Raw genomic sequence first — 26,678 nt, forward strand, 5'->3', positions numbered from 1 at the left:
TTCTTTGTACTATGAAAATACAGACTGAATTCCGGACCATTGTCATATCCGACCTGCACTTGGGAACAAGCGGTTCGAAAGCCCGTGAGGTCACTAACTTCCTCAAACAGTATAAGTGTAAAAAACTTATTCTGAACGGCGATATCATTGATGGCTGGCAGCTAAAGAAATACGGCGCATGGAAACGCAGGCATACGGCTTTCTTCAAAACCATGCTGAAAATGATGGACGATCACCATACCCGGGTGATCTACCTGCGGGGAAATCACGACGATTTTCTGGATCAGATCATGCCACTCCGATTGGGAAAGCAGTTTCAGATTCGTAAGGACTATATTCTCAAATCGGGTGATAAGAAGTTTTACATTACCCACGGCGATGTGTTCGACTCCGTCACGACGGGCTTCAAATGGCTGGCCTATCTGGGTGATGTGGGTTATACCTTTCTATTGTGGCTCAACAAACTGTACAATAATTATCGGGCCTGGCGTGGGCTACCTTACTTTTCGCTCTCACAGAAAATCAAGCAGCGCGTGAAAATGGCGGTCAGCTATATTTCTGATTTTGAGGAAAAGCTCACCGAACTTGCCCGCTCGCGCGACTGCGACGGCATTATCTGCGGACACATCCACCAGCCCGCCATCCGCACTATCGACGGTATCACCTACATGAACTCGGGGGATTGGGTAGAGTCGCTGAGCGCACTGGTCGAAGACTTTGAGGGCAATTGGAGTCTGTTATACTATAATGAATCAAACCAGGCAGGCGAGAGCAGCGAAAGCAACGAGGAGGTTGCGGTATCGGAGTTCTTTGGTCGCCGCGAGCGTCAGGTTGCCTTTTCATCCATAAAATCGGCGCGCCAGAATCCCATTGAAGAAAGCCATCCCATCCGGAAAATCAATTGACCATGAAAGTCCTTTTCATCGTTCAGGGCGAAGGCCGGGGGCATCTCACGCAGGCGGTTTCGCTGCGCCAAATCCTGCACAGCGCCGGACATGAGGTAGCGGCGGTGCTGGTAGGCCAAGCCCGTGGTCGCGAAATACCCGCTTTTTTCTTGGAGCAGATTCAGGCGCCAGTCCACCCGTTTCTAAGTCCCAATTTGCTGTACAATGGTAATAAGGGTAGTATCTGTGTGGGTAGGACTATCCGAACGCATTTGATGCGAGCGTCGGCCTATATGGCTAGCCTGCGCGAAATTCATGAACAGGTAGAAGCCATTCAGCCGGATTTGATCGTAAATTTTTATGAAGTACTGGGCGGTCTTTATAAATTCGTATATCGACCCGAGGTACCTATGGTGTGCGTAGCGCATCAGTACCTGTTACTGCATCCGCAGTTTCCTTTTCCTAAAAATAGCTGGCTGGCGCGCCAGATCGTTAATTTCAATACCCGTTTGACAGCCCTTGGCGCCACTCAGAAACTGGCCCTCTCGTTCCGCTGTTTTGCCCGGGAAACCGAATACGGACTTACAATGGTACCCCCTCTGCTGCGGCGGGAAATGAAGAAATCGGAACCTACGGATGAAGGTTTTGCCCTAGTATACATGACCCATCCGAGCCTGAGCCGCCAAATTGTGGCCTGGCACGAGCAGCATCCCGAACTATGTCTACACTGTTTTTGGGACAATTCCGACGCCCCTGAAGAACAGCGTATTGACGATACGCTTACATTTCACCGGCTCAATGGCCCCAAGTACCTGCGCATGATGGCGTCGTGCAAAGCTTTGGTCACCACGGCGGGCTTTGAATCGGTATGCGAGGCGATGTACCTGGGTAAGCCCGTGCTGATGGTACCCGTTCCTAAGCATTTTGAGCAAGCGTGCAATGCCATCGACGGAGTTTTATCTGGTGCCGGAGCTTCGTCCCGCACGTTCGATCTGTCCGTGCTTACCGATTTCCTGCCTTACTTCCAAAGTCCGAAAGTGGAGTTTCAGGCGTGGTGTCAGGAAAGCGACCGGCTTTTTGTGAAGCATCTGGAAGCGGTCGCGCGCGTGAAAAACAAAGAAACTTTTGCGCCTGGTTTAGGGGAATTGCTACCTCAGACAGCGTTTTAGACTACTATCTGAGGTAGCATAAATTAATGTTGCCGGTCAAAAATCATTACTTCCGATTTACTATTGAAGTAAATGAACAGGTTGTCAGTCGTGCGCCCGTAGGCTTCCGCGCCGTTCATGGCTACCCAGGCCCTGCTACTGAATTCCGTGGGCTCGGCTACTTTGGTACCACCAAAGGTACCTTGCTCCAGGCGGCAGGAGTCGCTTTTCTGATACCCTCCGCTTACGGTATTAGCCACCGTGTGGCCTTCGAATCGAACAGCGTTACCTTCCTCGGTGAAGGTCAGCACCACGCCCCGGCCTTTGGGGTCGGGATCGGTTTCAGAGGTACCATCGCTTGGTTTCTGATAGGCTCGTAAGCGCCAGATACCTTCGAGGGTAGGTAAGGTACCACACGCGGCTGGTTCGGGCAATACGTCTTTCTTTTCGCAGCCCACAAACCCCAACAATAAAAAAGATAACAATACCGATGTCAATCCTCTCATAATCAATTCATATTAAAAACTTATGCCCATTCGTACCAACAGCCGATTATAATTCCGATCCTCCACGCGGGAGGTTTGATCAACGAACAACGGCTTATCCACGGTTACGTCCTGATGCTTGTACGAAAATGAGAGCGTAAAAGCTGCCCCATTGGGTTTGCCCACGCGCAGGCCCAGGCCCGGATTGAGCATCAGTCCGCCCTGCGTGTCGAAGCCATCGGAATTCTGATGAAACCAGGTGAAGCCATACCCGGCATCGGCGCTGGCGTACAGTCGGGTATTTTTCTTACCCGCCAAATCGTACCGCAGCCCCAGGCCCACCGGATTGACCAGGGCGGAATTGTACCAGTCCAGGCCAGTGATGATGCCTAGCCCCAGCCGAGACGTGTATTGTATGCCATTGAAAAGCTGCAAAGTCAGATTGGTCCGGTTCTCGCTGATATTCTGTGAGGTACCCCCCTGTCCGGCGTAAGGGTCGTACTTGACGCGCCCGAGCATGATGCCTACTTCGGTATGATTGAGGTAATGCTTTTTGAAGGTACCCTCCTGGGCATGAGCAAAAGGTACCCCCAGCGCCAGTACTATAATCGTCAATAACTTTTTCATGGCTATTAGATTAAGGGCTGACCCACGGGAATCTTGCTCAGCTGCCGTAATTGTTTCGGATCACTGGCGTCGAACTGGTACAAGCCGTCTTTACCGATCATGAGCAGTGTTTTTCCCAAAGGAATCACATCGTAGGCATCCATATCCTTGAAGTGCGTGATCAAATGACCGTCCACGCTGAATGGATCCTGGGCATTGAATACTTTCAGGCCGTACTTGCCCTCGCAAAGGTAGAGGGTAGGGAAGTCGATGCCCAGCCCGTGCGGATTTTCCATCTGGTAGCTCTTGATCAGTTGCGGGCGTGTCAGGTCACTGATATCCACCAAGTCGAGCTGATTCTGCCCGCCGCCGCAGGCAGTGCCCGTACGCAGGGTCACATAGGCCACGTTATCATGCACGACGACCGGATCGCAGGCACGGCCGTGCTGGAATGTGGACAACTGCTGAGGCTTGGCAGGGTTGCTGTTGTCGTAGATGAACATGCCCGTGCTGGAACCGATGAACAGTTTGTCTTTATACGGAAAAATAGTTTCGATGCCCCAACCCAGATTGATGGTGGAGAAGTCGGCAGGCTTGGATGGGGTGGATATGTCGAAAAGGTGCAGCTCATTTTGTCCTACGGTGTAAAGGTACTGATCGTACAGGGCGAAGCGAGCCATCGAGCCTGCTTGTCCGTTGCCACCACCACCGGGTGCCGAGGCCGTGCTTCCGCCACTACGGTTGAAGGCAGCATCGGCGAAGGCCAGCGTCTGCCAGCCCCAGCCGCCCCACCAGCCACCGGGAACAGTTGGGTTGTCTTCGCAATTGGTTTGGATGGTTTCAGTGATGTAGGTGACGTCCTGGGCGTTAATGGCCCGAATGGACGGATTATAGTTCCATGACCCACCCTCGAACTGGCCGCTCAGGAATACTTCTCCAATCCGGCCTACTTCTTTTGGATTCTTAGGATCGGAAATATCCAGGGCCACCAGATCCGAGTAGCTATCGGCATAGAGGATGTTACCGCGTACGGCCACGTCGCCGTTGCCGGGAATATTGACGAAGGCCACCGCGCGCGGACTAGTCGGGTCGCTGTTGTCGATGATGTGGATTCCTTCCTTCACTTCATTGATAAAAAGGTACTTATCCTTGACGTAAATTTTGCCCGGATGTTCCAAAGCACGCGGTGCTTCGGTTTTCAGGTCGTTGCGAATTTCGAGCAGGGAGAGCGTAACGGGCGTGAATTGTTGCCGGACACGGGTTTCGGTGCAGTTGTCGTTGCAGGACCATACGGTCAGAGCGAGCAGGGCAATGATGAAAGTACGTAAGACTGTTTTCATGGGTGTAAAAGTTTAGGCATTGCTAGACAATCAGGTAGGTATAGGTAGTTTGTAAGTAGGGTAATGATCCAACCTGTGACCAAAGGGTTGGAAGAAAACAAAAAAAAATCGTCCGAAAGCAAGGCTCTCGGACGATAACGCACCCCGAAACGTCAGAGCAATCACTGACGCTTGTAATTGTAAGCAGGCCGTTGGACCTGCCGTTGTATCTATTGACCTACCCTGACGTACTCATAGGTTGATCCGTCGGCTATCACCGAACCCTGATCCGCCCGCTGGTACATGGACAATCGGTTTTCGGTAATTTCATAGGTTTGATAGGTATTGTCTTTTTTGTAAAATATGGCCTTGTCAGCTGCCAAGCCCGATGTGTTTTTTCCGGTATAGGCTTCACCCGCCTCCACCAGCTTGCCGTCGCGGCTAATGGTGTAGTCCCCGCCAGCTTGGTAGGTCAGGGTTTCGGTGTAGGGAAGGCTGTCGCCTTCCACCCGTATCTGCGAGAGGCCATAGATGATAGCGTCGAGTTTCCAGGTACCGGTGAGCTGGGTATCTATGGCATTCACGCTGTCGTGTTTTTCGCAGCTGGTAAGCATCAGGGCGGCTGCCGCCATGGTGAGGACGAAGTACTTTTGCAGATTTTTCATGACTAAAAAGTTAATTGGAATTGAATAGAAAAATGTGTGGAGTGCTTAGTAAAAAATTCTTACCTACCCACTCAAATTTTAATTTAAGGATTCATAATCCTGCCCATAAACAGGATCGTTTTGGAGGTGTTTTCACTGATTAGCAGTACAAAGGGGCGGTCGCAGACGTAGGGATCAGGGCCGGCCGAAGTTACGTCTACCCCAATGGAGGTAACAGCAGCAGCTTCGGTGCCCTTTTCATCGATACCCAGATAGGTATTCTGCTTTACAAAACTGACGAATAGGGATGCGTTGGGGTTGATCTTGCCGAGCTGGGCGGCATCGGTGAAAGCCTGGGACATGCCCATCGCCTTCAGAATATCATTGAGCTTAATCTCATAATCAAGCGTGAAGCGGGGTAGTCCCACGTCAACCTTTTGCTCCTTCAGGGTACCCTGTAGATTAGTCCAGGCCGTGGCGTCCAGGCCGTTGATTACTTTTTCCACACTCGACTGCTCACTGGGAATCAGCAAAGTCAGATTGAACTGGCCGTTGGCATAGGGGAGCTGTACAGCCGCGAAGTCGTTTTGCTGCGCTACCTTGAAGTTCTCCTTCACACGCATCATTTTCACCGTTTTCTCACCGTCATCGGCGAGGCGGAAAGGTGCGTCGCTGGTTTTCTTAGGATCGAATTGGTACTTCCAGTCGCCTTTGAAATAGAGCGCGTTCATCAGGAAGAGTACGTCGCTGGGCTTGATCTCATCAATCACTTTTTTGATTTTCCCGTTAGTCTGGTCACTGGCCCAGGCGTTTATTTTGTCTTTGGCGCCGGGATCGTTAAAATCCAGCCCCCTACCTCGGCCTGAAAAGACTGCCGCAACACATTCAGGAAATTATCCTCGACCTTAAAAGTATTACGGGACCAGATTGAATTGGCCAGCCCCAGTTGTACGTTGGGATCGGCCTTAGGCAGGCCTTCGATCAGGGCCTGATACGCCTGGTTAAGGTCGGCCTGGGCGACGCCTTCTGTTTTCAGCGCTTTGGCGATTTGCTGGGCGGTTTCGCCTTCGGCGCCGTTCAGTAACATGCCTAAGGCCATGTGCAGGCTCAGGGGCGACGCAAAGACATTTTCAGTGGCAGGCTGGCTAGATTGTACCTTCTTGAAAAAATCAAAGGCAAAATCGGTGGTGCGGGCGGCGATTTGCGGCGAAACCTCCACGGGCTTTCCCTGCGGGGGATTGATACCGTCGCTGCTACATTGCCATAGGAAAAGGCTGAAAAGTGCCGCTCCGGCCAGGGCAATAACTTGTTTCATGGCTAATAAATTATTTTTGGTGTTCGCTTTTGCCATTCGACTTTTGGGGATCAAATGGCGAATCTCTGTCTAAGAGATACCGTATGTATTAAAAACGTTGGAAAGGGATTGAAATTTTTTAAAAAATGTACTGGACGCCCCATGCCATGCCATACAACCGGGGACGCGAGTCGAGGGTAGGGCTGTCGCGCAGAATAGAGGCGATGGCTTTTTGGTAGGAGCCCGTTAGGCTGGCGTTCCAGTGATCCGACATCCGGTAGTTGACCCGCAGCCCGGTGGCCGCCGACCAGTTGAGCGAGCGGTACAGACCATCGTCGGCGGTATTTTTAAAACTATACCCCTGTGCCGACTGAATCTCGTTCTGCAAAAACAAATTACCCACAACCCCAGCCAGCACGGTATAATTCATTTTCCCGTCGGGATTGAGCGTATAGCCCGCTTGCACGGGTACCTGCACATAGCGGTAATCGTTGCTGGTACGCTGGTCGAGATCAATGTAAGAGGCAGAACTCTTGTCAAAGTTGGGTGCGAAACCAGGCTGTTGGACGGCGCTATTTGCGTAATTACTGCTGGAAAGCAGCGCATCCTCCAGTACATTGGCACTGCGGCTGGTGAAGGCGTTGAGGACGTAGCCGTCGCTCTCAAAGGTTGAATTACCCTGTAGGTAGCTCAGGCCCGTTTCGACCGACCAGCGTTTCGACAATTTTTTGCCACCCTGTACCTGCATCGCGTACGAGAGCCGGGCTTTGCTGGTACTGGCCAGCGCCTGCCGGCTTGCGTTGGCATTCGTAAAAGCCATAGGAGATGACGTAACGTTCACCTGCGGATTGAACGAAGCAGGCATAATGCCCAGACCTGCCCACAATTCCCGAGCACGCGAACGTTTCGGGAGCGTAGGTTCGACTACATCATAGCGGTAATGCATATAACGTTTTTGCATGTACACATCCACTTCGGAAGGCCCAACGGGTGTCAGCAAGGCAATGGAACGCGTGAGGGCTGGAGTCCGCAGCGGGGCAGTGGAGCTACCAGTAATGATTTGGTCTACCTCCTGCGAGGCATTTTTCCGGCTGCTTTTGGTCAGGGCAATGAGGGTAGGCGAGGTCACGAAAGTATTCTCTTCCGGGGCAATGGTCGCGGGGTACTCTCCCCAGACAAGGGGTCTGGAGTTAGAGCAGGGGTAATGGGTTTGACGATTCCTAAACGGTTGGATTCAGACGCAGAGCGCTCCGCTTCCAAAGCCACCGTTGTTTCTGCCAGCTCGTTTCGTTTCCTTTCCGAAGTGGCCACACGGTCCGAAGATGGGGTACCTTTGGGGAGGCCGCCTTCGGGTTCTGACGCATCGGCCCGTTGTTCGGATGGAAGGTACTTGTCGTTGCCAATACCTGCAGGAGCCGAATCGGTTGCTGGGGCCGAACGGGTAGCTACCTCGCCGCGATTTTCCAAGGCTCCGGAGTCGGGGCTATTCCGTAAAACGGGCCAGCTCACCAGAAGCAATGCCACTACCGCGGCCGCGGCGTAAAGTACCTTCGGGTTTTTCCACCACACCAGTGGGATCACGACGGCCTCTTTTTCATCAAGATGCTTTTCTATGGCCTCCCAGGCCGAAAGCGGGGGTGTTTCGCTGGCGGACTCGAACATCCGCTGCCACTCCTGCTCAAATTTGGGGTTTTCTGATGGATTCATTGTCGAACCGTTGTTCTTTATTCAATTTCTGTTGTAACAGGCCGCGAGCCCGTGAATATTGTGATTTGGAGGTACCTTCCGAGATGCCCATTAGCTCGGCGATCTCATTATGCTGGTAGCCTTCAATGGCATACAGGTTAAAGACCGTCTGGCAGCCGGGCGGCAGTTCGTGGATCATCTCCATAAGTTGCTGCATCTGAAAGCCCGCCAGTGTAAACTCCGGGCCGGCCACCTGGTTGTCATAGGTATGAACTTCGTCGAGTTCTACCATGTATTTCTGCTTGCGGATGTGTTTCAGCGCGGTATTCACCACAATGGACTTGATCCAGTACTGCAACGGGGCATCGCCCCGGAAGGCATCTATGTTCTCATAAATCTTTATAAAGGCTTCCTGCAATACGTCTTCCGCATCAGCCCGGTTTTTGACATAGCGGAGACACAAGGCGAACATCTTTCCCCCAAACGTATCGTACAAACGCTTTTGGGCCAGTCGGTCGCGCCTTCGGCAGCCGTTTACCAGTTCTTGTTCATTTTCAATCATCCGAAGGTAGGGGTGCTTCGTAGTATTTCTGGATTTAGGGATGATGCCGATCCACCGTGGTCCGCCGTTTTTCCGCGTTGTCTGTTTGCCGACACTACCATGATTCTCTTCATGATGAAAAGGTTGGAAGGGTATGAAAAAAAATCACAATCCCTACCATCGGGCAAAAGTAGTGCAAGGAATCGCTCCGTCAAACTATCAATCAGTAGCTTAGCCACCGGAAGCGCAGGTGCTGTGGGGTTGCGGTACCCGAGGGCTGTTAGGTAAAGGAGGTAGTCTGGGATTGATGGCACGGATTTTTAGCGTATACCCGTTCACGTTATAGCTTTCCTATTCCACCATGCAAGCAGTCCGAAAGTCGCCTTATTTGAAATGGATCCTATGGCTGGTGGGCCTGGTGGGCGGGTTATTTTTTATAGGTTTTCTGATTTCACTCTGGCTTCCCACCTACTTCAAAAGTGAGCTTGACGCCGCTCTGAAAAGATCCGTGGTGGATGCGTCAGACAGCTTGTATCGGATTACCTACGACGACATTAGCATCAACCTCCCCCTTGGCAATGCCGAGGTGCGGGGTGTGAAACTCACGCCTGATTCAACGGTGTATCAGAGTCTGCTGGCTCGCCAAAAAGCACCTAACAATCAGTTTGCCCTGCAGGCAAACCGGGTGCGGCTGTCCGGTGTGGCGCTTATCAAGCTCCTGCTACACAAATCACTGTCGATCAACACCATTCTGATCGACCAACCTGTGGCTTATATTGTCCACAATCCACAGGCTTACAATGACAATAAACCCAGCAAGTCGCCCTACGAGCTGATCAGCAAAGTGTTAAAATCCGTTCGGATAGACAAGATTAATCTGGACAATGTGGACTTTACCTACGAGAACCGGCAGGATTCAACCCAGAGGCCCCAAAAGAGCCAGTTGAAAAAACTGTATCTGGACGTAACGGATTTCTTGCTGGACGAGGATTCGGGAAAGGATTCGAGCCGGATTTTCTTTGCTCAGAACATGGTACTGAAGGCCGAGGGCTTGGAATTACCATCGGGCAATGCCCAGTATGTGTTCCGAATGCAGGAACTGAGCCTTTCTACGCGCGACAGTACCCTACAGGTCAAAAACGTGTTATACGAGCCACTGTTGTCCAAAAATCGGTTCAGCCGGGTAACAGGGTATGCTACGGACCGGCTCGATCTGGAATTCAAAAACATTAAGGCTACCCAGGTGGATATGAAGCGCTTCCTGGTAAATCGTCAGCTATTTGCCAAAAAACTGTATATCAATGCGGGGCTCATGGATATCGATAAAGACAAGCGGTATCCACCCGATCCAAACAAAGAGACTTACTACTATCCGCACCAGCTACTGCTGAAATCCAAACTCAAGGTCGGTTTCGAAACGGTGTACCTCAAAAGCACCCGGGTACTGTACGGTGAGCTGAATCCCAATACAGGACGCCGGGGTACCTTGTTTTTTGACGGTACGCATGGTACCATTACCAACCTGACCAACGATTCGGCCTGGATCAAGCGCAACCCCACCTGCCGCGTCCAGGTCCGTACCCGGTTCATGAACACGGGACAGTTAAACGCCTACTTCGTGTTCAATCTGGCCTCCCGGGTGGGTGATTTCGCCTGTGGAGGTACCATGAACGGCTTCGATATGAAGCGGGTAAACCTTATTTCGGAAGCGCTTGCCCGCGCGTCGGTGACGTCAGGGCGGGTATCCAAGCTGAACTTCAAAATCAACGCTAGCAACGTTCGGTCATCCATCGTCATGCACATGCTGTACGATGATCTCAAAGTGGCCGTACTCAAAGTAGATGACGATACGGGCAAGATGAAGCGACGCTCGTTCCTGTCGCAGGTCGTCAATAATATCGTACTGAATGAGAATAACCCGCGCGAAAACCGACCCGCCCGCGTGGGAGAAGCCACCGTAGAGCGAGCCCGTGATGAATCGTTTTTCAACCTGATCTGGCACACGATGTTCGTTTCCATTAAGCATATCGTTATCGGGCGGGGAAAACAGAAGAAGTAGGGTATCCTACTCCTGTCCCAGCCGTAGGTGGGTATTGGCATCCTGCTGTATTTTTCCCATCAACTCGATGCTTTTCGAAGCAGCCGAATAGCCCGCAGGAAGCGTGATAGTATGCTCTGAGTTGATCCGCACGTCGTCGAGAGTAGTGGGTATGGTACCGCACGACCAGACCGCAGGCGAATTCCAGTTGCCAGAGGTGAGGGTGCTGAGCTGAGCGATGCTCTGCGACTCCACCACTATCGGAGCTGAAAAACAGGGTTCGGCGGCCGGGTGGTAAGCTAAAATACTGCCAAGTTCACCGATCACCCAGCCGTGGGTGGCGTCTGTGAAAGACATATCGAGGTGATTGTTGTACTGATAGGTTTTTTGCCAGGTACCCCCCCATCTTTGGTAACGTAAACGAACCGATCTCTTAGCAGAAATCCCGTGCTCTCATTAACAAACTGTACTTTGTATGTTACTGAATATCTGAACTCTCTGTCCGGGTATACTTCCTGCCAGGAAAGCCCACCATCAGTGGTATGTAACAAGTTGTGGGGAGAAACAATCAGCCAACCGTTAGATGGGCTAGTGAATAAAATGGACCGAAGTGGAAGGTTGGAGTTAGAATAGCCGATATCTCTGGGAGTCCAGGTGGTGCCGCCATCGGTGGTGACAAGAAATGCTCCTTGATTACCCATCGCCCATCCTTGATTGGTATTGAGAAAGAATACATTAGTCAGGTATTTCGTCGTATTACTCGTTTGTAATGTCCAGTTGATTCCTCCATCGGTCGTTTTGAGTATTTTGCCATTAGAGCCTACTACCCAGCCTGTTGTCGAATTGATAAAATACAGTCCCACTAAATAGGAAGAAGAGTTTGTGAGCTGAGATTGCGTCCAGGTCGAGCCTCCGTCAGAAGTCCGGTACATAATTCCCGAAATATCAATTATCCAGCCGTGCGCGGCATCAGCGAAAAAGGCATCGGTCACTGACCAAGACCCGGTATGCGGAATGGTGCTTATCTGCCAATTCTTTCCTCCGGTTTCTGTTTTTAATAAATGGCCATCCGCCCCCACCGCAAAACCTGTATCGTTGTTGACGAACTGTATTCTGTTCAATATTTTGTTCTGCAACGCATTTCCTACTTTCTGGAATGTAACCGCCCCATCCATAGTCTGGGCCAGTAGGCTTTGGTAGCCAACGATAAATCCCTCAGTATGAGTTTTCATGAAAAAACGCTGAGCCAGCGAAGGGCTGTAATTGTTAAGACCAGGCATGACTTTCCAGGTCTGGCCACCGTCGCTTGTTGCCAGGATATAGTTATTGAAATCCTTAATCCATCCGTTCATGTTATCTACAAACTGGACTTGCGCGAAGTACCAATAACCCAGAGGACTAGGGGCAGGGTTTTGAACTAACCAAGTGATGCCACCATCGGCAGTATGAATGATAACCGAGTTGCTGCCGACGGCCCATCCGTGGTTAGCATCGGTAAAGTAAACATCGCTTAGGGGCCTGTTATCAGGAGAATCTACCGTAATCCAGCTGGTGCCGCCATCTCTTGTTTTGGAAATTTTGCTGTATGTCACGGCAAATGCAGTGCTGGCGTCGACGGCGTGAATTGCCCGATAGGATTGGGAGGCATCACCAGTTTGAAATATCCAGTTCTTGCCTCCGTTGGGGGTATAGTATATGGCACCAGCACTGCTTAGTGCCCAGCCCACGTTCTCATTGGCAAAAGACAGATCGATAAAATTGCTTATATTGCCCAGATCCTGCTCTATCCACGTATTTCCGCCATCATTTGTTTTGACCAACCCTCCGTACGTTCCAAAAGCCCATACTACCTGCGGCGAAGCCGTCACAACCCTGGAAAAATCGGTAGTGACACCGCTGGGCAGTGTCTTCCAGCTTGTACCTCCGTCGGAAGTTTTCAGAATCACTCCTGAAAACCCTACAGTATAACCAATCGTCGGGTTGGCAAAAGTGATGTCATTTAAATAATCATTTGTGAATCGACCTATCTGCGAAGACCAGGCTCCGGCTACACCCGGTTCGGCAGTATAGCTGCCGGGGGTAGCAGCCGAGAGCCGTTGGCCAAATTGATCAGGAACAACTGTGCCATCTTTCCGCCAGCGAAGGTCTATCCCCTGCCAGAAATTGGTAGCCGTTAAAACCGGCCGATTGCACGGAGCCGTAGAAGCCGTATCCAACCTGATTTTCGGGATCACCGCTACGCCCGTGTAGGTGGCGCCCTTGCATCCGTTCCCAATATCGCAGAATGCCGTGTAGGTGGTGGAAGAATAAGGCGTTACCGTGATCGTAGAACCCGTGCTGCCATCGGACCAGCTCAAAGTACCTCCGCCGGGGCATCCGCCAGCCGTGAGCGTGATGCTCTCGCCTTCGCAAAGCGCGTTGTGCGTGGAAGCCGTTACTAAGGGAGCAGGAGTCGACTGCTGCAAAACGATACTTGCCGAACAAGTGGGAGTGTGCGCCGCATAGTGCATGATCGTACCCTGACCACTGACGATCCAGCCATTGGAAGCATCGGCAAGTTTAATTTTGCCAAATTGAGTACGGCTGGGAATGGTCACTTGTAGCCAGGTAGCCCCGCCGTCGTAAGTCCGGTAGGAGGTCAGGCCGCCATTGTTATTGGGGTTGTAAGCGAGCGCCAAGCCCGTATTGGCATCGGCAAAATCCAGGTCGGTGAAATTCAACCGGTTTCCATTGACATAATGATCGGTCCAGGTAACCCCGCCGTCCGTTGTCTTTCGGGTAGGGGTACCCGTAATCCAGCCTTCGAGGCTGTTTTTGAAATAAATGTGCCCAATCATATTTATTCCGGCATTCACGCTGGTCCAGTTCAGGCCGCCATCGGTGGTTTTGGACAGCTTGCCGTTGTACCCTGCTACCCAGCCATTGTTCGCATCGGTAAAGAACATATGCGTCACGTTGAAACCTACGGGAGAGATGGTCCAGGAAGCACCACCATCGGTTGTTCGGTAGATGTCCTGAGAGAAATTAATGGCCCAGCCCACCGAACTGTTCACAAACTGTACCTGTGGAGAATAGTCAGCCGGAAAATTGTACACAGTAGTCCAGGTTCTCCCGCCATCGGTACTTTTGTAGATAGAGGCCGGAAAAGGAGCCTGGCCCTTCGCCGTGGCATAGCCGATATTGGCGTCCACAAAATCAACATCATACACATCTTTAAGGGTGGTGTTAATCCATACCTTGCCCCCGTCGGTCGTTTTCATCAGAAATTCTTCAGAATTGATGGCCCAACCCGCATCTTTGTTGACAAAATCCAACCCGGCCCGATAAACTCCGAAACCCGTACCGAGTCCCTGACCCAGGGAAATGGTCCAGTGATAGGGAGAGGTACCTTCATTGCCCGTAAGCAGTCTGCCTTGCCAACCGGCCACCCAGGCTTTTTGGGCTGAGCGCATAAATACGGCCTGGGCGTTGATGGAGGGGGAATCGGTTAGGTTCCAGGAGTTTCCTCCGTCGGTCGTACGGTAAATTCCCTGTCCGGAAACGACGATGCCATTATTTTCATCGGCAAAATGGACATCCGTAAACTCAATTCCGAAAGGTACGGCACCGCTATGGTCGGTCCAGGTACTGCCACCATCGGTCGTTTTGTGAAGGCCCCGCCGGCCCACCGCCCAGCCTACCGACGCATTCGTAAAGAATACCTTGTAGAATTGCCCATACTCGCTGGCGGTTAGAACCGTATTCCAACTGCTGCCACCATCGGTGGTTTTTTTGACTTCATTACCGATTGTCAGCCAACCGTTTGAGACATCGGCGAAGTAGAAATCCTGTATATAAGTATTACTAAATGTACTGGTGACATCCCAGGTATATCCTCCGTTGGTAGTTTTCAGAATAGCACCGATGCTGCGGTCAAGGATCCAACCGTGATCGGCATCGACGAAATAGACCTTGCTCAAATTCTGGTAGTTGCTATTGAGATAAATCCGGCTCCATGTCAGCCCGCCATCCCATGTTTTGAGCACTACGTTTTCACGCCCCGTAATCCAGCCCGTCAGTGGGCCAGTAAAATGAACGGAAGTGAGATCAAATTTATCGGCATATACTACCCGACTCCACGTCTGACCGCCGTCGGTTGTGCGCATTATCTTGCCGTAGTCACCTACGGCCATGCCCAGCAGGTCGGTGGCAAAGTAAATGTCGTTGAAATTCTCCCCGTCGGGCAGCGGGTTCTGCCACGTCCAGGCGGCTGTCGGAATGTCGGACTTGACGGTGTAGGTACCCGGCTGCGTGGCGGTGTAGGTGTTACTGCCTGCACCCGGAATGGGTACGCCGTCTTTTTCCCAGCGTAGGTTGCTGCCGATGGGTACACCGGGTACGCTGAGCGTGGCCCGGTCGCTGAGGCAGGTACCTACGTCGGAGCTCAGCTGAAGCCCCGGTACCACAATAGGCGACAGGCTGGCGGTGGCGGTACTGCTGCCGACGGTACAGGTAACGTAGTAGGTAGTGGTGACGGCAGGGCTGACCGTAATGCTGGCCGTTGTTTCGCCCGTGGACCATTTCAGAGTACCCCCACAATTGGCGGCGGAGAGGGTGGCCGGAGTGCCGGTGCAGATCGTTTCCGGACCGCTGATGGTGAACTGTGCCTGGGCGTTCTGAATGCCGAACGTCAATAATAAAATACAAAGTGTGGATATAAAATTTTTCATGGTGAGGGATTTATGTTTTTTCCTATAAAAATAAGGAATAATTGGTTGATTCAAATCCTCTGTTGAGCATTTGAGATAAGAATAGGTGAGCTTTTTTCAGACTGTTTTGCAAATCATTGCTGCCCTACCTGCAAGCTGCCCTGCTGCACCAGATTTCCGCCCAGTTCCATGCTTTTCGCCTTGCCCGCGTAGTCCACAGGCAGCGTGATGGTATGCCCGGCGTTGATGCGCACGGCATCCAGTGCGGTGGGAACCTGGCCGCAACTCCACACATCGGGCATGTCCCAACTCCCGGAGGCCAGCGTGGTCAGCGGCACAATGGATTGGGGTAGTATCGTCACCGGATCGGACATACAGGCTGACGGTGCAGGCACATAGGTCATGATGCTATTACCAATTACCCAACCGTGGGTGGCGTCGGTGAAGGACATGCCTTCCGCGTTGAGATGGTGGTACGATTTCTTCCAGGTGGCCCCACCGTCGGTGGTAGCATGGATGAACCTGTCGCTCTGCACGAATCCCACGCTGTCGTTCAGGAATTGTACTTTCTTGAGGTAGATTTCATGGCTGGTATCCACAGGTACCTGATTCCAGGTGGTGCCTCCATCGCGAGTATGGTATAAGCCGTTGCTGGTATTCTCTGAAACAGCCCAGCCTTTAGAAGCATCAAGGAATTGGAGCGACTGAAAATTGGGAACGTTGGCAATAGTCCGGTGTACCCAAGTACCGCCACCGTCGACAGTGGTGAGTAGGGTACCGTTGGCGCCGCCCACCCAGCCCGTATGGTGATCCAAGAAGAAAAGGGTTTTCAGGCGCGCAGAGGTGTTGCTCGTTTGTGGTGACCAAGAATAGCCTCCATCAATGGAGTTTACTATTTGGCCCTCGTAGCTCACTGCCCATCCAGCAGGATAACCAACAAGCGTTTTCACAAAAAAGACATCTTCAAAAAAAATACCGCTTCCAGGCGCACCTAAGTTAGATTTACCCCAATTTATTCCACCATCGGAAGTATACAGCACTTCTCCATACCATTCCATATCATTGTATGACCCAATTATCCAGCCTTGCATGGCGTCGATGAAGGACATACGATAGCTGTAGTACCGATCACCAGAGGCAGGGATTTTGGATGCGATCCAGTTTTTGCCCCCGTCCGTTGTGCGCAAGAACTGATTACCAGCCCCTACAATAAAGCCCGTGCTGTCATTGACAAACTGGACCTCCTGCAGGTAGTTATTGGGGTATTTTGGCTCCTGGTAAGTGCTGCTTCGGGTTGGCGCTTGCGGTTGCCAGGCGCCTGCGACTTCTGCCTCAGCGGTATAGGTACCCTCACTGCGGGAAACGTAAGGACCAATATCGCGATAATCAAGCAATTGCCCATTTTTCTTCCACCGCACATCCATGTTGGCCCAGACCTGAGTAGCAGTCAACTCCGGGCGGTAGCAGGGAGCGGCGGAAGCGGTATCGAGTTTCACTCTGGGTATTACCGCAACGCCCTGGTAGGCCGTACTGTGGCAGCCATTGCCACCTTCGCAATAGGCCGTGTAGCTAGTTGTCGCGGTGGGCGTTACAGAGATCGCCGCTTCCGTGGCTCCAGTAGACCAACTCAGCGTACTACTACATCCGCTGGCTGTAAGCGTGATGCTCTCGCCTTCGCACAGAGCTGCTGTTATTGAGGGTGTAATCTTCGGGATGGACAGCGTGGGTAGGATGGTGACTGACGAAAAGCATGATTGCGTCTTGGGCAGATACTTTGTTAAGGTACCTATTTTGCTCGCCATGAGGATTTTGCCCGAAGACAGAAACGCAGCGGTAATGTAGCTTCCGTTAGGGTATCCGTGGTAGCTGCGGTTCCAGGACATGCCACCATCAACTGAATAGTAAGCAATATTTGATTCAAGTACCCACACGATGTCATTCGCTGCATGGACTGCAAAGGGAGCCCCGACGTACTCGAACATGGAATAATTCATGGTTGACCAGGCCATCATTCCATTACTGATTTTGGCCAGGTATTGTGTTCCAATCACCCAACCGTTATTGGTGTCCTGGAAGTACAAATCTGTCAATGATACAGAGGTTCCGGATTGGGAGAACCAAGGGGTTTGGGAAATCCAGCTAATGCCGCCGTCGGTGGTTTTATAGATACCGCCATTGAAGCTGTTGCTGATTGCCCAGCCGACGGTAGCTGAAACGAACTGCGTTTTACTGAAAACTACATGATTCCGTTGGAAATTGGTACGTTGCCAGGTGGTCCCTCCATCGGTTGTTTTAAGGATTGCACTTCGGTCGAAATAGCCGTACCCTTCGGCGTCGAACCCACCAACCGCCCAGCCTTGCTGATTATCCAAAAAGAAAAGATCATAGATGCGCAATCCATTATCAGCATATTGAATACTCCAGGTTGCCCCACCATCGCTGGTTTTGATTATTTTCCCTCCCGCGCAGGCCCAGCCCATAGATGCGTCGGCAAACGTCATATCGACCAGGCTATCGCCGGTAGCCAGGTTCAGCGCAGTGGTGTATTCTGTCCAGTTTTGGCCGCCGTCATCGGTCCTGACTATCTTTTGCCTGCCCGCAATGGCCCAGCCATTATTCTCATCAATAAAGGAAAATGTCCGGTACAATGTACCTGTTGGTACTGCTGGGTAAGGTACCCATATACCGGGCGTGATGTTATCCTCGACGGTATACCTTCCGGCCTCGTTCGCCACGTACGCTCCTCCGCCCGAAACGATGGGCTGGCCGTCGCGCTTCCAAAGCACCGTATTATGCGTATACTCGGTAGTGTTGGTGCTCAATACCACGTTCTCGTTGGAGCAGAGGTTTGGTGTGCTGGCCGTCAGCGTAGGGGTGGGAAAAACGCCGACCGAATGAGTCACTTGTGTGGGGTTGCTTCCGGCCTCTGTGCAGGTAGCTGAGTACAACGTAGAAGCGGTGGGCCTTATAGTGATGGAAACTGTAGTCTCACCCGTAGACCATTGGAGCGCCCCCGCGCAGCCCGTTACTGTAAGGGTAGCTGGCGTACCCTTGCAGATGGTTTCCGGACCTTCGATGGTGAAAGATTGGGCGTTTACGGAAAGGTAGGTTGTGAAAAAAGTTAGGAGGATGGATAGAAGGTGCTTCATGCGTAAAACGAAAGGCTACAAAAACCAAAATTCCGCGAAGATAGCGGGATTTTGGTTTTTATGTAATGGAAGTGCCCGGCTTAATTGCACCCGAAGCATAGCTTTCGCTGATTCTGGAAATTCAAGTTTCCATTGCTTGATTTCAAATCTTTTAGGTTAGCATCCGCTGCGCTGACAGTCACGGTATGGTTGGCCTTGATCTCAACGATATGTGTATTGTTAGGAACACAATTACAATCCCAAGTGCTGGGATCATGCCAACTGCCTGTTTTGATGCTGAAAATTTCACCGCTTGTAGTACCGTTTACCGTCACTGTACCACTGCCGCGCGAGGTGCTTTCGCAGTTATTCACCGTGCAACTGGCGTAGTAGGTAGTCGTTGTGGTAAGCACGGGGGTGGTAAAGCTCGTTCCTGTCCCTACAATATTTCCTGCCGAGGCAACGCTGTACCAGTTGACCGTACCGCCACAGTTAGTGGCAGTTAAGGGGGCGGTTTGGCCGCTGTTGATGTTTGCGGAAGAAACGGTAGGTGCAGCTGGAGCGCTACTTAGCGTAATGGCGTTCGAAGAGCATGAGCTGGCAGAAGCAGAGTAGTACATGATAGCACCGTAGTTGTTCATTACCCAAGCGTTATCCGGGCCAGTAGTTTTAATACGATCGGGATAAATTCGGGTTGGGATCGAAGCACGAGTCCATGTCGAACCTCCATCCTGAGTTTTAAAATAATAGTGTCCTTCGGCTCCATAATTGGATACCAGCATTACTCCATGAAGAGGGTCGGAGAAACTAAGGTCTGAACGACCCAGAGGAGATCCGTCTACTATAAAGTCATTCCAGGTAGCGCCCCCATCTGTTGTTTTTTTTGCGGTATTTCCACTTACCCACCCTGTACTATTATTAATGAAATAGATATTATATAGAGGGCCGCTATCTAATGAGCCTACAATGGACCACGTTACACCACCATCGGTCGTTTTGGCCAACTGACCGCTAAACCCAGTACCTGCGTATCCCGTAGAAGCATTCGTGAAGAAGAGAGAATTGATGAGATCAGGAAGATTGCTGCTATTCCATGAAATTCCTCCATCCGTCGTCCTGTATAGGCTCTGTTGATTTGATACCCAGCCTGTATTACTGTCTATGAAGTGAATCTTACTTTCAAAATAGCTGGACCCCAGATCGTATTGTTTTATCCAGGAGGTACCCCCATCGGTACTTTTATAGATGGCTTTGGGCGTATTCGTTCCGGCGGCTACGGCATAGCCAATATTTTGATCTAAAAAATCCAGTGCAACTACACCAAATAGCGTAGTTTTTGTCCAAACTTTTCCTCCATTTACCGTCTTCGTCAAGAAATTTGAAGTGGTTCCCGCCCAGCCGATGTTTTTATCGGCAAAGTCCAGTGTGCTTTTACCATAGTCACCTTCTCCGGCAACTGTACCCTGTCCCAGGGTCGTTTTCCACTCATATGAAGTTGGACCTTGGCTACCTTTTAAAATCCGTCCTGCTCGGCCCGTGATCCAGGCTTTGGTGGCGTCCCACATATAAATTGCGGCGGTATAGGTAGGAGGTGACACCGTAGAAGACCAGTTGACACCGCCATCGGAGGTCACGAAAATACCCTGCGATGTGAGTAGCGTTCCATGGCTTACATCGCTGAAAAAGATAGCCTTGAAATAGGTATTGGTAGAAAATGCCCCTATCATATTATTCCAGGTGTTCCCTCCATCAACGGTTTTATACAAGGCACCGCCGTACCCTGCTATCCAGCCTATTGACGGATTCACAAAAAAAACATCGCTCCACGAACTGTTCGTGCCGATTCCTGAACTAATCTGAGTCCAGTTTACACCGCCATCGGTCGTTTTGGCTAACCCACCATTGTATCCGACCATCCAGCCTACCAAATAACTGGTAAAGTGCACCCTCTGGCCCGTTCCAGTACCTGTGGTGTAGGGTGTCCAGGTAAGGCCTCCGTCGTTTGTGCGAACTACGGCACCATTCGCGGACAAAAGCCATCCGTTGTTAGGGTCAGTAAAAAATAGATCATTGACTGGATAAAGTCCCCCTAAGTTGACGTCACTCCATGTTAGCCCGGCATCGGTGGTTTTCCATATTGTGGAGGAAAAGGACCCGGCAACCCAGCCTACCGTGCTGCTGGTAAAATAGACAGATTTTAAGTCATCTTTCCCGGCAAAGGATACTACGTTCCAGGTGTCTCCACCATCCGTGGTACGCACAATCTTGCCTTTGTTACCCACGGCGATGCCGACCAGGTCGCTCACGAAATGAATGTCGTTAAAATCCTCCCCGTCGGGTAGTGGGTTTTGCCAGGTCCAAGCTTCGGCTTGCGGCTCAGCGGTATAGGTGCCGGGTTGGGTAGCCTGGTAAGTCGCGGTGGTGGCACTTGGAATTAGAGTACCATCCCGCTTCCAGAGCAGACTGCCACCGCTGGGTAAACCGCTGGCGGTGAGAATCACGTTGCCGTCGAAGCAGGTACCCTCGTTGGATGAGATGGTAATGGTGGGTGCGACAATGGGCGAAATACTGGCCACGGTCTTTTCACTCCCCACCGTGCAGGTGGCGAAGTAAGTAGTAGTAGCCGTAGGACTAACGGTTATTGATGTTGTAGTACTGCCATCAGACCAGCTCACCGTCCCCGCGCAGCCATCGGCAGTGAGCGCTACACTTTCACCTTGGCAGAGTACATTAGGCCCGGTGACGGTGAAGGTACCCTGCGTTGCGCAACTTCTGATTTTTAAGGTTTGCGCCGCCACACTACCCAACACAGGCGGCGACAGCGACACGACCCGCACTTTATAGGTATCGGCATCAGCCAGGCCATTCGGAATTTTTGCCGATAGAGGGCTGCTGGTACCCGTAGTTTCCAGGCTGGTGAAGTTCTCGCCCGTGGCATCCGATAGCTGCACGATGAATTGGTTGCCCTCATCGAAAGCACCGCCCGAAGTAGTGAAAGGCACCAAAATGGTAGCCCCTGTGCAGACCGTGCCATTACCTATGACAGGAACATTTGCCGTTTGGATTTGCTGCGGATACGGCTCCCCGCCGCCGCCCACGGCTACATACATGGTGTCCTTGAACGTACCATCGTAGGTGAAGATGACTACGGCCTCACCTTTTTGAATGCCTTTAAATTGGCCCGTTTGGGCGTTGTAGGTTAGGCAGGCGGGGTTGGAGATGGAAACGTTGAGTTTTACTGGATCTAGAATCTGCGTTATGAACGTTGGATATTGTAATTGATAATTTGGCCTAAAATTTACTTCATTTGCAATAGATTTCACTTCTGGGGATACACTAAATGTTAATAACCTCTCATCATTTTTGATGTTCACTATTAATGTATCAAAATAGCAGATAGTTGTGTCTCCTTTGACGTAGGATGCTTTTGCTAGAATTAATTCTTGATGCGAAATACCCTTTTCTGACGAAATTGAAAATAAATGTTTCTTCTTTTGAAGTGTGTCACCAATTTCTTGTATTTGAAAATTTACAATCACAGATTTCAAATTAGTAGAATCTGATAAATTAACCTCTATGGAAAATTGCATTCCCGCATTAAGCATTTCATTCGAGAATGGCTTAGTAATATTGATTTTGTTTCTATTAAATTCCTCTCTGTATACCTTTTTAGAGGTTGAATTATTCATTAGCGACTTGCTCACAGTTTCAGGAGCAGCTTGGCGACCTCCTGCTTGTGGCCTGGTATTACTTGGTAGTGAGCCGAAAAATTCAGAGTTAACCCTTTTATTTAAGAGTTCTTTCACTTTATTAGATATAGGGAGTTGATCAGTAACTGAAATGTGATTGTAGTTCAGCATTGCTTTGAGCAGATTGTTATCTGAAAAGTGTGAAATTTGCGGTGAATTCGGGCTTAATTTAGCTTGTTGGCTGACTAGGGGGACCACTATGTCTCCATCCCACCAATTGCTGTACCTAGTAGCAACTAGCATAAATGCTTCTGTAAGCTTTAAGACATAAAGTGCCTTTTCAGGTGCAGTTAAATATTTCTCTACTACTCCAATTCTTGGATGCAGTTCTTTAAACTTGTAAAGAACATCATCAAGTGGCGGGGGCAATGAAGTTTCAGAGCCTTCATTAAAATAACTAAATATCTTATATAGAAATTGAACCTGTGAGTTTAAATTTTCAATATCTATAATTGTATTTTCAAAGTCCGGTATTGGTGTTTGACCAGGCAAAAAATCACTCGTAATTATATGAGTAGGTAAATTAAATTCCTTAAAATCAATACCCCCATTTCCTCCAATCACTTGCAAGTTTTTTATAGCTGAACTTGGTTCAAATGAGTAATAGCAAATTGGATCAATAAATATATTGCATTTTTTGGAAATGCTTTTTGCATCTGGCTTAATAAAGTTACTTATGAAATGATATGCACTGTACTTATCTTGATATTCTAATGCCGCCAAATATGCATATGATAAAGGTTTATTGAAAGTATAAGGGAGCAGGGGAACAATGCCATCAACTAAGTCTGCCCAAGGCGATCCTCCATGAGGGGTATTTATAGTGATAACCTTGTTTACTGAACCTTTTTGATATGTTTTGTAAAAATAATTACTGCCGTAATACTTAGAACTAAATTTATCTATTGCGGTTCTTAGTACTGATCCACCCATGCTATGGCAAACATAATCTACTTGTGAGGCTACATAACCACCTGCTCTGGTTTTTTCAAGAACCCCACCAATAGAATTTTCTCTTCCGATAATTGTGCCATCTAATATGCCTAAAGCATTTACATCAAATGGGCCATTAGACTGAATATTGACTTTATAAATATTGCCTTTGAAAAGCTTATAGTCAGTACCACTTATCAGTTTGAATTTGTCCCAAGCACCTGAATCACTATTCAACCCATGCACCAGCATCAAAGGCGGTCGCACAATTTGAATAGATTTGATCAATTGCTCGACAGACCCATCAGCGTAAGTAATCGTAACCTTAACATCGACATACCTCTCACTTTCATTGGAATAGTCTGCAGCCGCTGGCAATCCGTCGCGCATGAAATCGTCTGGGGCGACGTACCAGAACCAGTACTTACCATCTGAATTGGGGGTTAGCTTTTGAGCCGAAATCGTTGAGAGGTCGTTGGCTTCTTCGCTGTATTGGTTGTTATTCTGCTGAGTGGCATACTTGACCCGGCCCAGCCATGCTCCATTGTTGAAATTGGCGGGGTCGTTGCCGCTTTCAGAATTCAATAAAGTAAGGTTGACTGATTGTATCGGACTGCCGATTGAAGAGTTTGTTTTCTCTACTACCAAATATATCCGGGCCACGCCATCGGCGGCTATGCCTATCGGGTCGGTAGCGGGCATGGGCGTAAAACTCCTGTCCCATTTAAGGGACACTTTACTAATACTCGGCACAACTTTGACATATACCTTCGGGCTTTCGGCTATCCGTTGGTTGTCATACATATCCCGAACAATGAACTGTAGAGGCCAGCCATTCCCTTGTGTACCGGTGCCGAAGTGAGCTGTGGGCATCGGCACCCGGATGGTTTCCCTAAGCTCGGAGTTGAGTAAGCCGGAATTTTCGGACATTTGGTATAACAGCGTAAACGCATTAGGGTCAGCCCCTCCCGTGAACCGATAGCCTATTTCGTAGCGGTACTTCCGGGAGGCCCCACTTTGGGCATAGGCAGCACCTTTCAATAATTTGTCGGCGATCTGGATGGCTACTTCGCCCCCTGGGATAATTTCGATGGTGGCATTTTCTTTGTCGGGGCTTACAATGCTTAGCGTAGCCACCTCTTTCGGTTGTACCACGGATATCGAGGCACCTGGATTATTCTGCTTGGTATCCCTGGCCACGAGGGTGAGGTAGCGGTCTTGGTAGGTAACTGGAACCGTAAAATTGATATTGATGCTGCCATCCGATGCGACCATTTGGCTCGGGTATGTTGCGCCTTCGATTTGGGGGGTACTGCCCAGCGTCACCGAGGTACCTGGCTCAAAATTCCCGCCCATAACCTGTACCGTGCCGCCGGGGCTAACCTCCGATGTGTTAAGCCGAATGAATGGCACCCGCACTACGGGGACGGTACTTGCCGCCTCAATATTCACCAGCACCGGATTGACCGTGCCGTTGACCGTAGCCACCCGCACAAAATCCCCGCTGCCCTGCTTGGTAAGCAACTCGATAGGGACATTTGCCCCGATTTGCACCGCTTGGGGCTGGAAGTTGCCGTTGAGATCGAGCGTACTCCCGGCACCAATGCCTTGATTGGCTTGCAGCAGCGTAGGTGTGCCATTATTTGCTTTCAAATAAATATCGCCCTGCCAAGTGGTGCTGCTAGTGTTTTTGAGCGAAGCCGTGAGGTTATAGCCTGTATCTACGTTGAGGGTACTTAGGCCGCCGCCGAAACGGAGGGTAGTTGAAAGAGTGATAGTCTGTGTGGGTACTTCATTTTTTAATATAATTACTCGGTAGTCAGTACCACTAGTGCCGTTGGTCGCAAAGTTCCCATTATTGGTTTGAATCATGGACATATTATAACCTCCGTTAAGAGATTTCTCCCATTCAACCTGTCCACTATTGCTCATTTTTATTATCCAGGATCCGGAATTGGAATCGTCCCTAAATACGCCTGAATTATGTGACCCAGTAATTGCAAAACCCCCGTCGAGAGTAGAAATTAGTGAGGATATAAAAATTTGCGCTCCACCGTGATTATAACTACCGAGCGTTTTGTCCCAAATTATTTTTCCGCTATCGTCTAATTTAACAATCCAATAACTACTGGCACCTCTGTTATTTTCAGTTTTGTCACCTGACTTATTAGAATAGGAATTTCCAGCTACTATAAAACCCCCAGTAGGATCAACTTTTACTATTGGATTGGTTTCACCATCACTACCTCCAATCGTCTTATCCCAAATTTTATTTCCATCTATATCCAATTTTACAATCCAATAGTCGAGTGAACCCTTACTATCGTCTGTCTTATCTCCTGATTTGTCTGAATTAGAAGTTCCAGATATCACTAGATCTCCATTACTAGTTGAAACCATACTTGTGAAATATTCAACTCCCGAACCTCCAATAGTTTTATCCCAGATTTTATTGCCATTGGGATCTATCTTTACGAGCCAATAATCAATAGGGCCAATTAGTGGTTGAGTTTTATCTCCTGATTTATCCGAACTAGATCGTCCACCTACTACAAAATTACCATCAGTGGTAGCTACAATTGAGAAAGCCCATTCTATACTATTTCCTCCAAATGTTTTGTCCCAGATCTTATTGCCATATTTGTCAAGTTTAAATATCCAATAATCATCTTCACCTTTTGAGTTATCTGATTTATCAAATAATGAATTTAAATCAGAATCACCAGCAAATATGACTCCTCCATCATTTGTTGCGACCATTTGTAAACTGCTATTTTTTGGAGCACCTCCTGGCCCACCAATAGTTTTATCCCATATTTTTTTTCCATCTTGGTCAATTTTTATAATCCAATAATCATATCCATAATTAATAGCTCTTCTATCCTCTGATTTTTCTCCTGATTTGTTTGATATGGAAGTACCTGAAAGTATAAAATACCCATCACTTGTGGTTACTATTGAGCTGGCAAATTCGTTACTATCTCCTCCAAAGGTTTTATCCCAAACAATCGTAGGAGCTTGAGCAAAGGCCGAAAAACCAACTAGGCAAAAAAGTATAGCGTACTTATACATAAGAATTAGTGTAATATTTTGGTAAATATTTTTTTGGGCAATCAAGAAAATCTGATTTTCTTTCCCCCCACGAGTTCCTTCTTCCTCCCTTTCCTCCTACTCACCCCCCAAACACTCCCATCCACCAACTCGACGCCGTTTTCAGAAATGGTGTGGATATACTGTCGGTTGACGGCGTGGCTGCGGTGGATGCGTTCAAAGGAATGCGCGGGTAGGCGGGTGAGCATCTCGCCCAGCGTGCGGGAGTAGAGCAGGGTACCTCCATCGCGGAAGTGAAAGCGGGTATAGTTGCGCTCGCCGCTGAGGGCCAGGATGTGGTCGGCGGGAACGAAGCACTTGCCATGCGGAAAGGGGAGCAACAATCCGGCGGGCAGCAGCGGGCGGACGATGGTGAGGGGGACAACTGGTTTGGGGAGAGTAGAGCGTGCCTGCATAGAGTGAGGGGAATGGTGGTGATCCCTAA

General features: G+C 49.8%; 15 protein-coding genes and 1 pseudogene. 3 read left to right on the forward strand and 13 right to left on the reverse strand.

The features are described from left to right. The first annotated feature begins 11 nt into the window (after window positions 1–11). Both GBK04_RS13375 and GBK04_RS13380 read left to right on the forward strand, forming a co-directional pair. Window positions 12–905: a UDP-2,3-diacylglucosamine diphosphatase gene (locus GBK04_RS13375; RefSeq protein WP_152760429.1), complete on the forward strand. Its 894-nt coding sequence runs from the start codon at window positions 12–14 to the stop codon at window positions 903–905. Between the two features lie 2 nt (window positions 906–907). Further along, window positions 908–2,053: a glycosyltransferase family protein gene (locus tag GBK04_RS13380; protein WP_152760431.1), complete on the forward strand. Its 1,146-nt coding sequence runs from the start codon at window positions 908–910 to the stop codon at window positions 2,051–2,053. A 23-nt stretch (window positions 2,054–2,076) separates the two neighbouring features. Here GBK04_RS13380 and GBK04_RS13385 read toward each other — a convergent pair whose 3' ends face one another. The 8 genes and pseudogenes from GBK04_RS13385 to GBK04_RS13420 all read right to left on the reverse strand — a co-directional run bounded on the left by GBK04_RS13385 (window position 2,077) and on the right by GBK04_RS13420 (window position 8,628). Next, window positions 2,077–2,538, reverse strand: a complete 462-nt coding sequence (locus GBK04_RS13385; RefSeq protein ID WP_152760433.1) for an META domain-containing protein — start codon at window positions 2,536–2,538, stop codon at window positions 2,077–2,079. Between the two features lie 12 nt (window positions 2,539–2,550). Beyond that, a complete protein-coding gene (locus tag GBK04_RS13390) occupies window positions 2,551–3,144 on the reverse strand; it encodes a hypothetical protein (RefSeq protein ID WP_152760435.1) in 594 nt (197 codons plus the stop codon). Window positions 3,145–3,149: 5 nt separating this feature from the next. After that, window positions 3,150–4,463, reverse strand: a complete 1,314-nt coding sequence (locus GBK04_RS13395) for an LVIVD repeat-containing protein (protein WP_152760437.1) — start codon at window positions 4,461–4,463, stop codon at window positions 3,150–3,152. 209 nt (window positions 4,464–4,672) lie between these two features. Next, window positions 4,673–5,107, reverse strand: a complete 435-nt coding sequence (locus GBK04_RS13400) for a hypothetical protein (RefSeq protein WP_152760439.1) — start codon at window positions 5,105–5,107, stop codon at window positions 4,673–4,675. A gap of 83 nt (window positions 5,108–5,190) precedes the next feature. After that, a pseudogene (locus tag GBK04_RS13405) lies at window positions 5,191–6,437 on the reverse strand (serpin family protein). Between the two features lie 82 nt (window positions 6,438–6,519). Then, entirely contained in the window at window positions 6,520–7,509 is a 990-nt protein-coding gene (locus GBK04_RS13410; RefSeq protein WP_152760441.1) for an outer membrane beta-barrel protein, read from the reverse strand. After that, the gene (locus GBK04_RS13415; RefSeq protein WP_152760443.1) at window positions 7,506–8,087 is read right to left on the reverse strand and encodes a hypothetical protein; all 582 of its coding nucleotides are present in this window, start codon (window positions 8,085–8,087) and stop codon (window positions 7,506–7,508) included. The genes GBK04_RS13410 and GBK04_RS13415 overlap by 4 nt, the downstream gene beginning before the upstream one ends. Next, the gene (locus tag GBK04_RS13420) at window positions 8,059–8,628 is read right to left on the reverse strand and encodes an RNA polymerase sigma factor (protein WP_152760445.1); all 570 of its coding nucleotides are present in this window, start codon (window positions 8,626–8,628) and stop codon (window positions 8,059–8,061) included. Before GBK04_RS13420 ends, GBK04_RS13415 begins: the two co-directional genes overlap by 29 nt. Before the next feature lie 340 nt (window positions 8,629–8,968). Here GBK04_RS13420 and GBK04_RS13425 point away from each other — a divergent pair, with 340 nt between their 5' ends. Then, window positions 8,969–10,666 (forward strand): AsmA family protein, encoded by a 1,698-nt coding sequence (locus GBK04_RS13425; protein WP_152760447.1) that lies wholly within the window; start codon window positions 8,969–8,971, stop codon window positions 10,664–10,666. 6 nt (window positions 10,667–10,672) lie between these two features. On the opposite strand, the gene GBK04_RS13430 is transcribed toward GBK04_RS13425, so the two are convergent. The 5 genes from GBK04_RS13430 to GBK04_RS13450 form a co-directional block, all read right to left on the reverse strand. Beyond that, entirely contained in the window at window positions 10,673–11,002 is a 330-nt protein-coding gene (locus GBK04_RS13430) for a hypothetical protein (protein WP_152760449.1), read from the reverse strand. After that, window positions 10,969–15,354, reverse strand: a complete 4,386-nt coding sequence (locus GBK04_RS13435) for a YCF48-related protein (RefSeq protein ID WP_152760451.1) — start codon at window positions 15,352–15,354, stop codon at window positions 10,969–10,971. Before GBK04_RS13435 ends, GBK04_RS13430 begins: the two co-directional genes overlap by 34 nt. A gap of 113 nt (window positions 15,355–15,467) precedes the next feature. Then, on the reverse strand, window positions 15,468–18,482 hold the full coding sequence (locus tag GBK04_RS13440) for a WD40/YVTN/BNR-like repeat-containing protein (protein ID WP_152760453.1): 3,015 nt from the start codon (window positions 18,480–18,482) through the stop codon (window positions 15,468–15,470). A gap of 80 nt (window positions 18,483–18,562) precedes the next feature. Continuing rightward, entirely contained in the window at window positions 18,563–26,260 is a 7,698-nt protein-coding gene (locus GBK04_RS13445; protein ID WP_373330958.1) for a YCF48-related protein, read from the reverse strand. Further along, window positions 26,257–26,649, reverse strand: a complete 393-nt coding sequence (locus GBK04_RS13450) for a LytR/AlgR family response regulator transcription factor (protein ID WP_373330959.1) — start codon at window positions 26,647–26,649, stop codon at window positions 26,257–26,259. Before GBK04_RS13450 ends, GBK04_RS13445 begins: the two co-directional genes overlap by 4 nt. Window positions 26,650–26,678 lie beyond the last annotated feature (29 nt).

Source organism: Salmonirosea aquatica, assembly GCF_009296315.1.
Taxonomy (GTDB): domain Bacteria; phylum Bacteroidota; class Bacteroidia; order Cytophagales; family Spirosomataceae; genus Salmonirosea; species Salmonirosea aquatica.

Bases quoted from the DNA above. Each gene is read 5' to 3' on its own strand.
- GBK04_RS13375 (WP_152760429.1), top strand. From the start codon at position 12: ATGAAAATACAGACTGAATTCCGGACCATTGTCATATCCGACCTGCAC.
- GBK04_RS13380 (WP_152760431.1), top strand. From the start codon at position 908: ATGAAAGTCCTTTTCATCGTTCAGGGCGAAGGCCGGGGGCATCTCACG.
- GBK04_RS13385 (WP_152760433.1), bottom strand. From the start codon at position 2,538: ATGAGAGGATTGACATCGGTATTGTTATCTTTTTTATTGTTGGGGTTT.
- GBK04_RS13390 (WP_152760435.1), bottom strand. From the start codon at position 3,144: ATGAAAAAGTTATTGACGATTATAGTACTGGCGCTGGGGGTACCTTTT.
- GBK04_RS13395 (WP_152760437.1), bottom strand. From the start codon at position 4,463: ATGAAAACAGTCTTACGTACTTTCATCATTGCCCTGCTCGCTCTGACC.
- GBK04_RS13400 (WP_152760439.1), bottom strand. From the start codon at position 5,107: ATGAAAAATCTGCAAAAGTACTTCGTCCTCACCATGGCGGCAGCCGCC.
- GBK04_RS13415 (WP_152760443.1), bottom strand. From the start codon at position 8,087: ATGAATCCATCAGAAAACCCCAAATTTGAGCAGGAGTGGCAGCGGATG.
- GBK04_RS13420 (WP_152760445.1), bottom strand. From the start codon at position 8,628: ATGATTGAAAATGAACAAGAACTGGTAAACGGCTGCCGAAGGCGCGAC.
- GBK04_RS13425 (WP_152760447.1), top strand. From the start codon at position 8,969: ATGCAAGCAGTCCGAAAGTCGCCTTATTTGAAATGGATCCTATGGCTG.
- GBK04_RS13430 (WP_152760449.1), bottom strand. From the start codon at position 11,002: ATGTCTTTCACAGACGCCACCCACGGCTGGGTGATCGGTGAACTTGGC.
- GBK04_RS13435 (WP_152760451.1), bottom strand. From the start codon at position 15,354: ATGAAAAATTTTATATCCACACTTTGTATTTTATTATTGACGTTCGGC.
- GBK04_RS13440 (WP_152760453.1), bottom strand. From the start codon at position 18,482: ATGAAGCACCTTCTATCCATCCTCCTAACTTTTTTCACAACCTACCTT.
- GBK04_RS13450 (WP_373330959.1), bottom strand. From the start codon at position 26,649: ATGCAGGCACGCTCTACTCTCCCCAAACCAGTTGTCCCCCTCACCATC.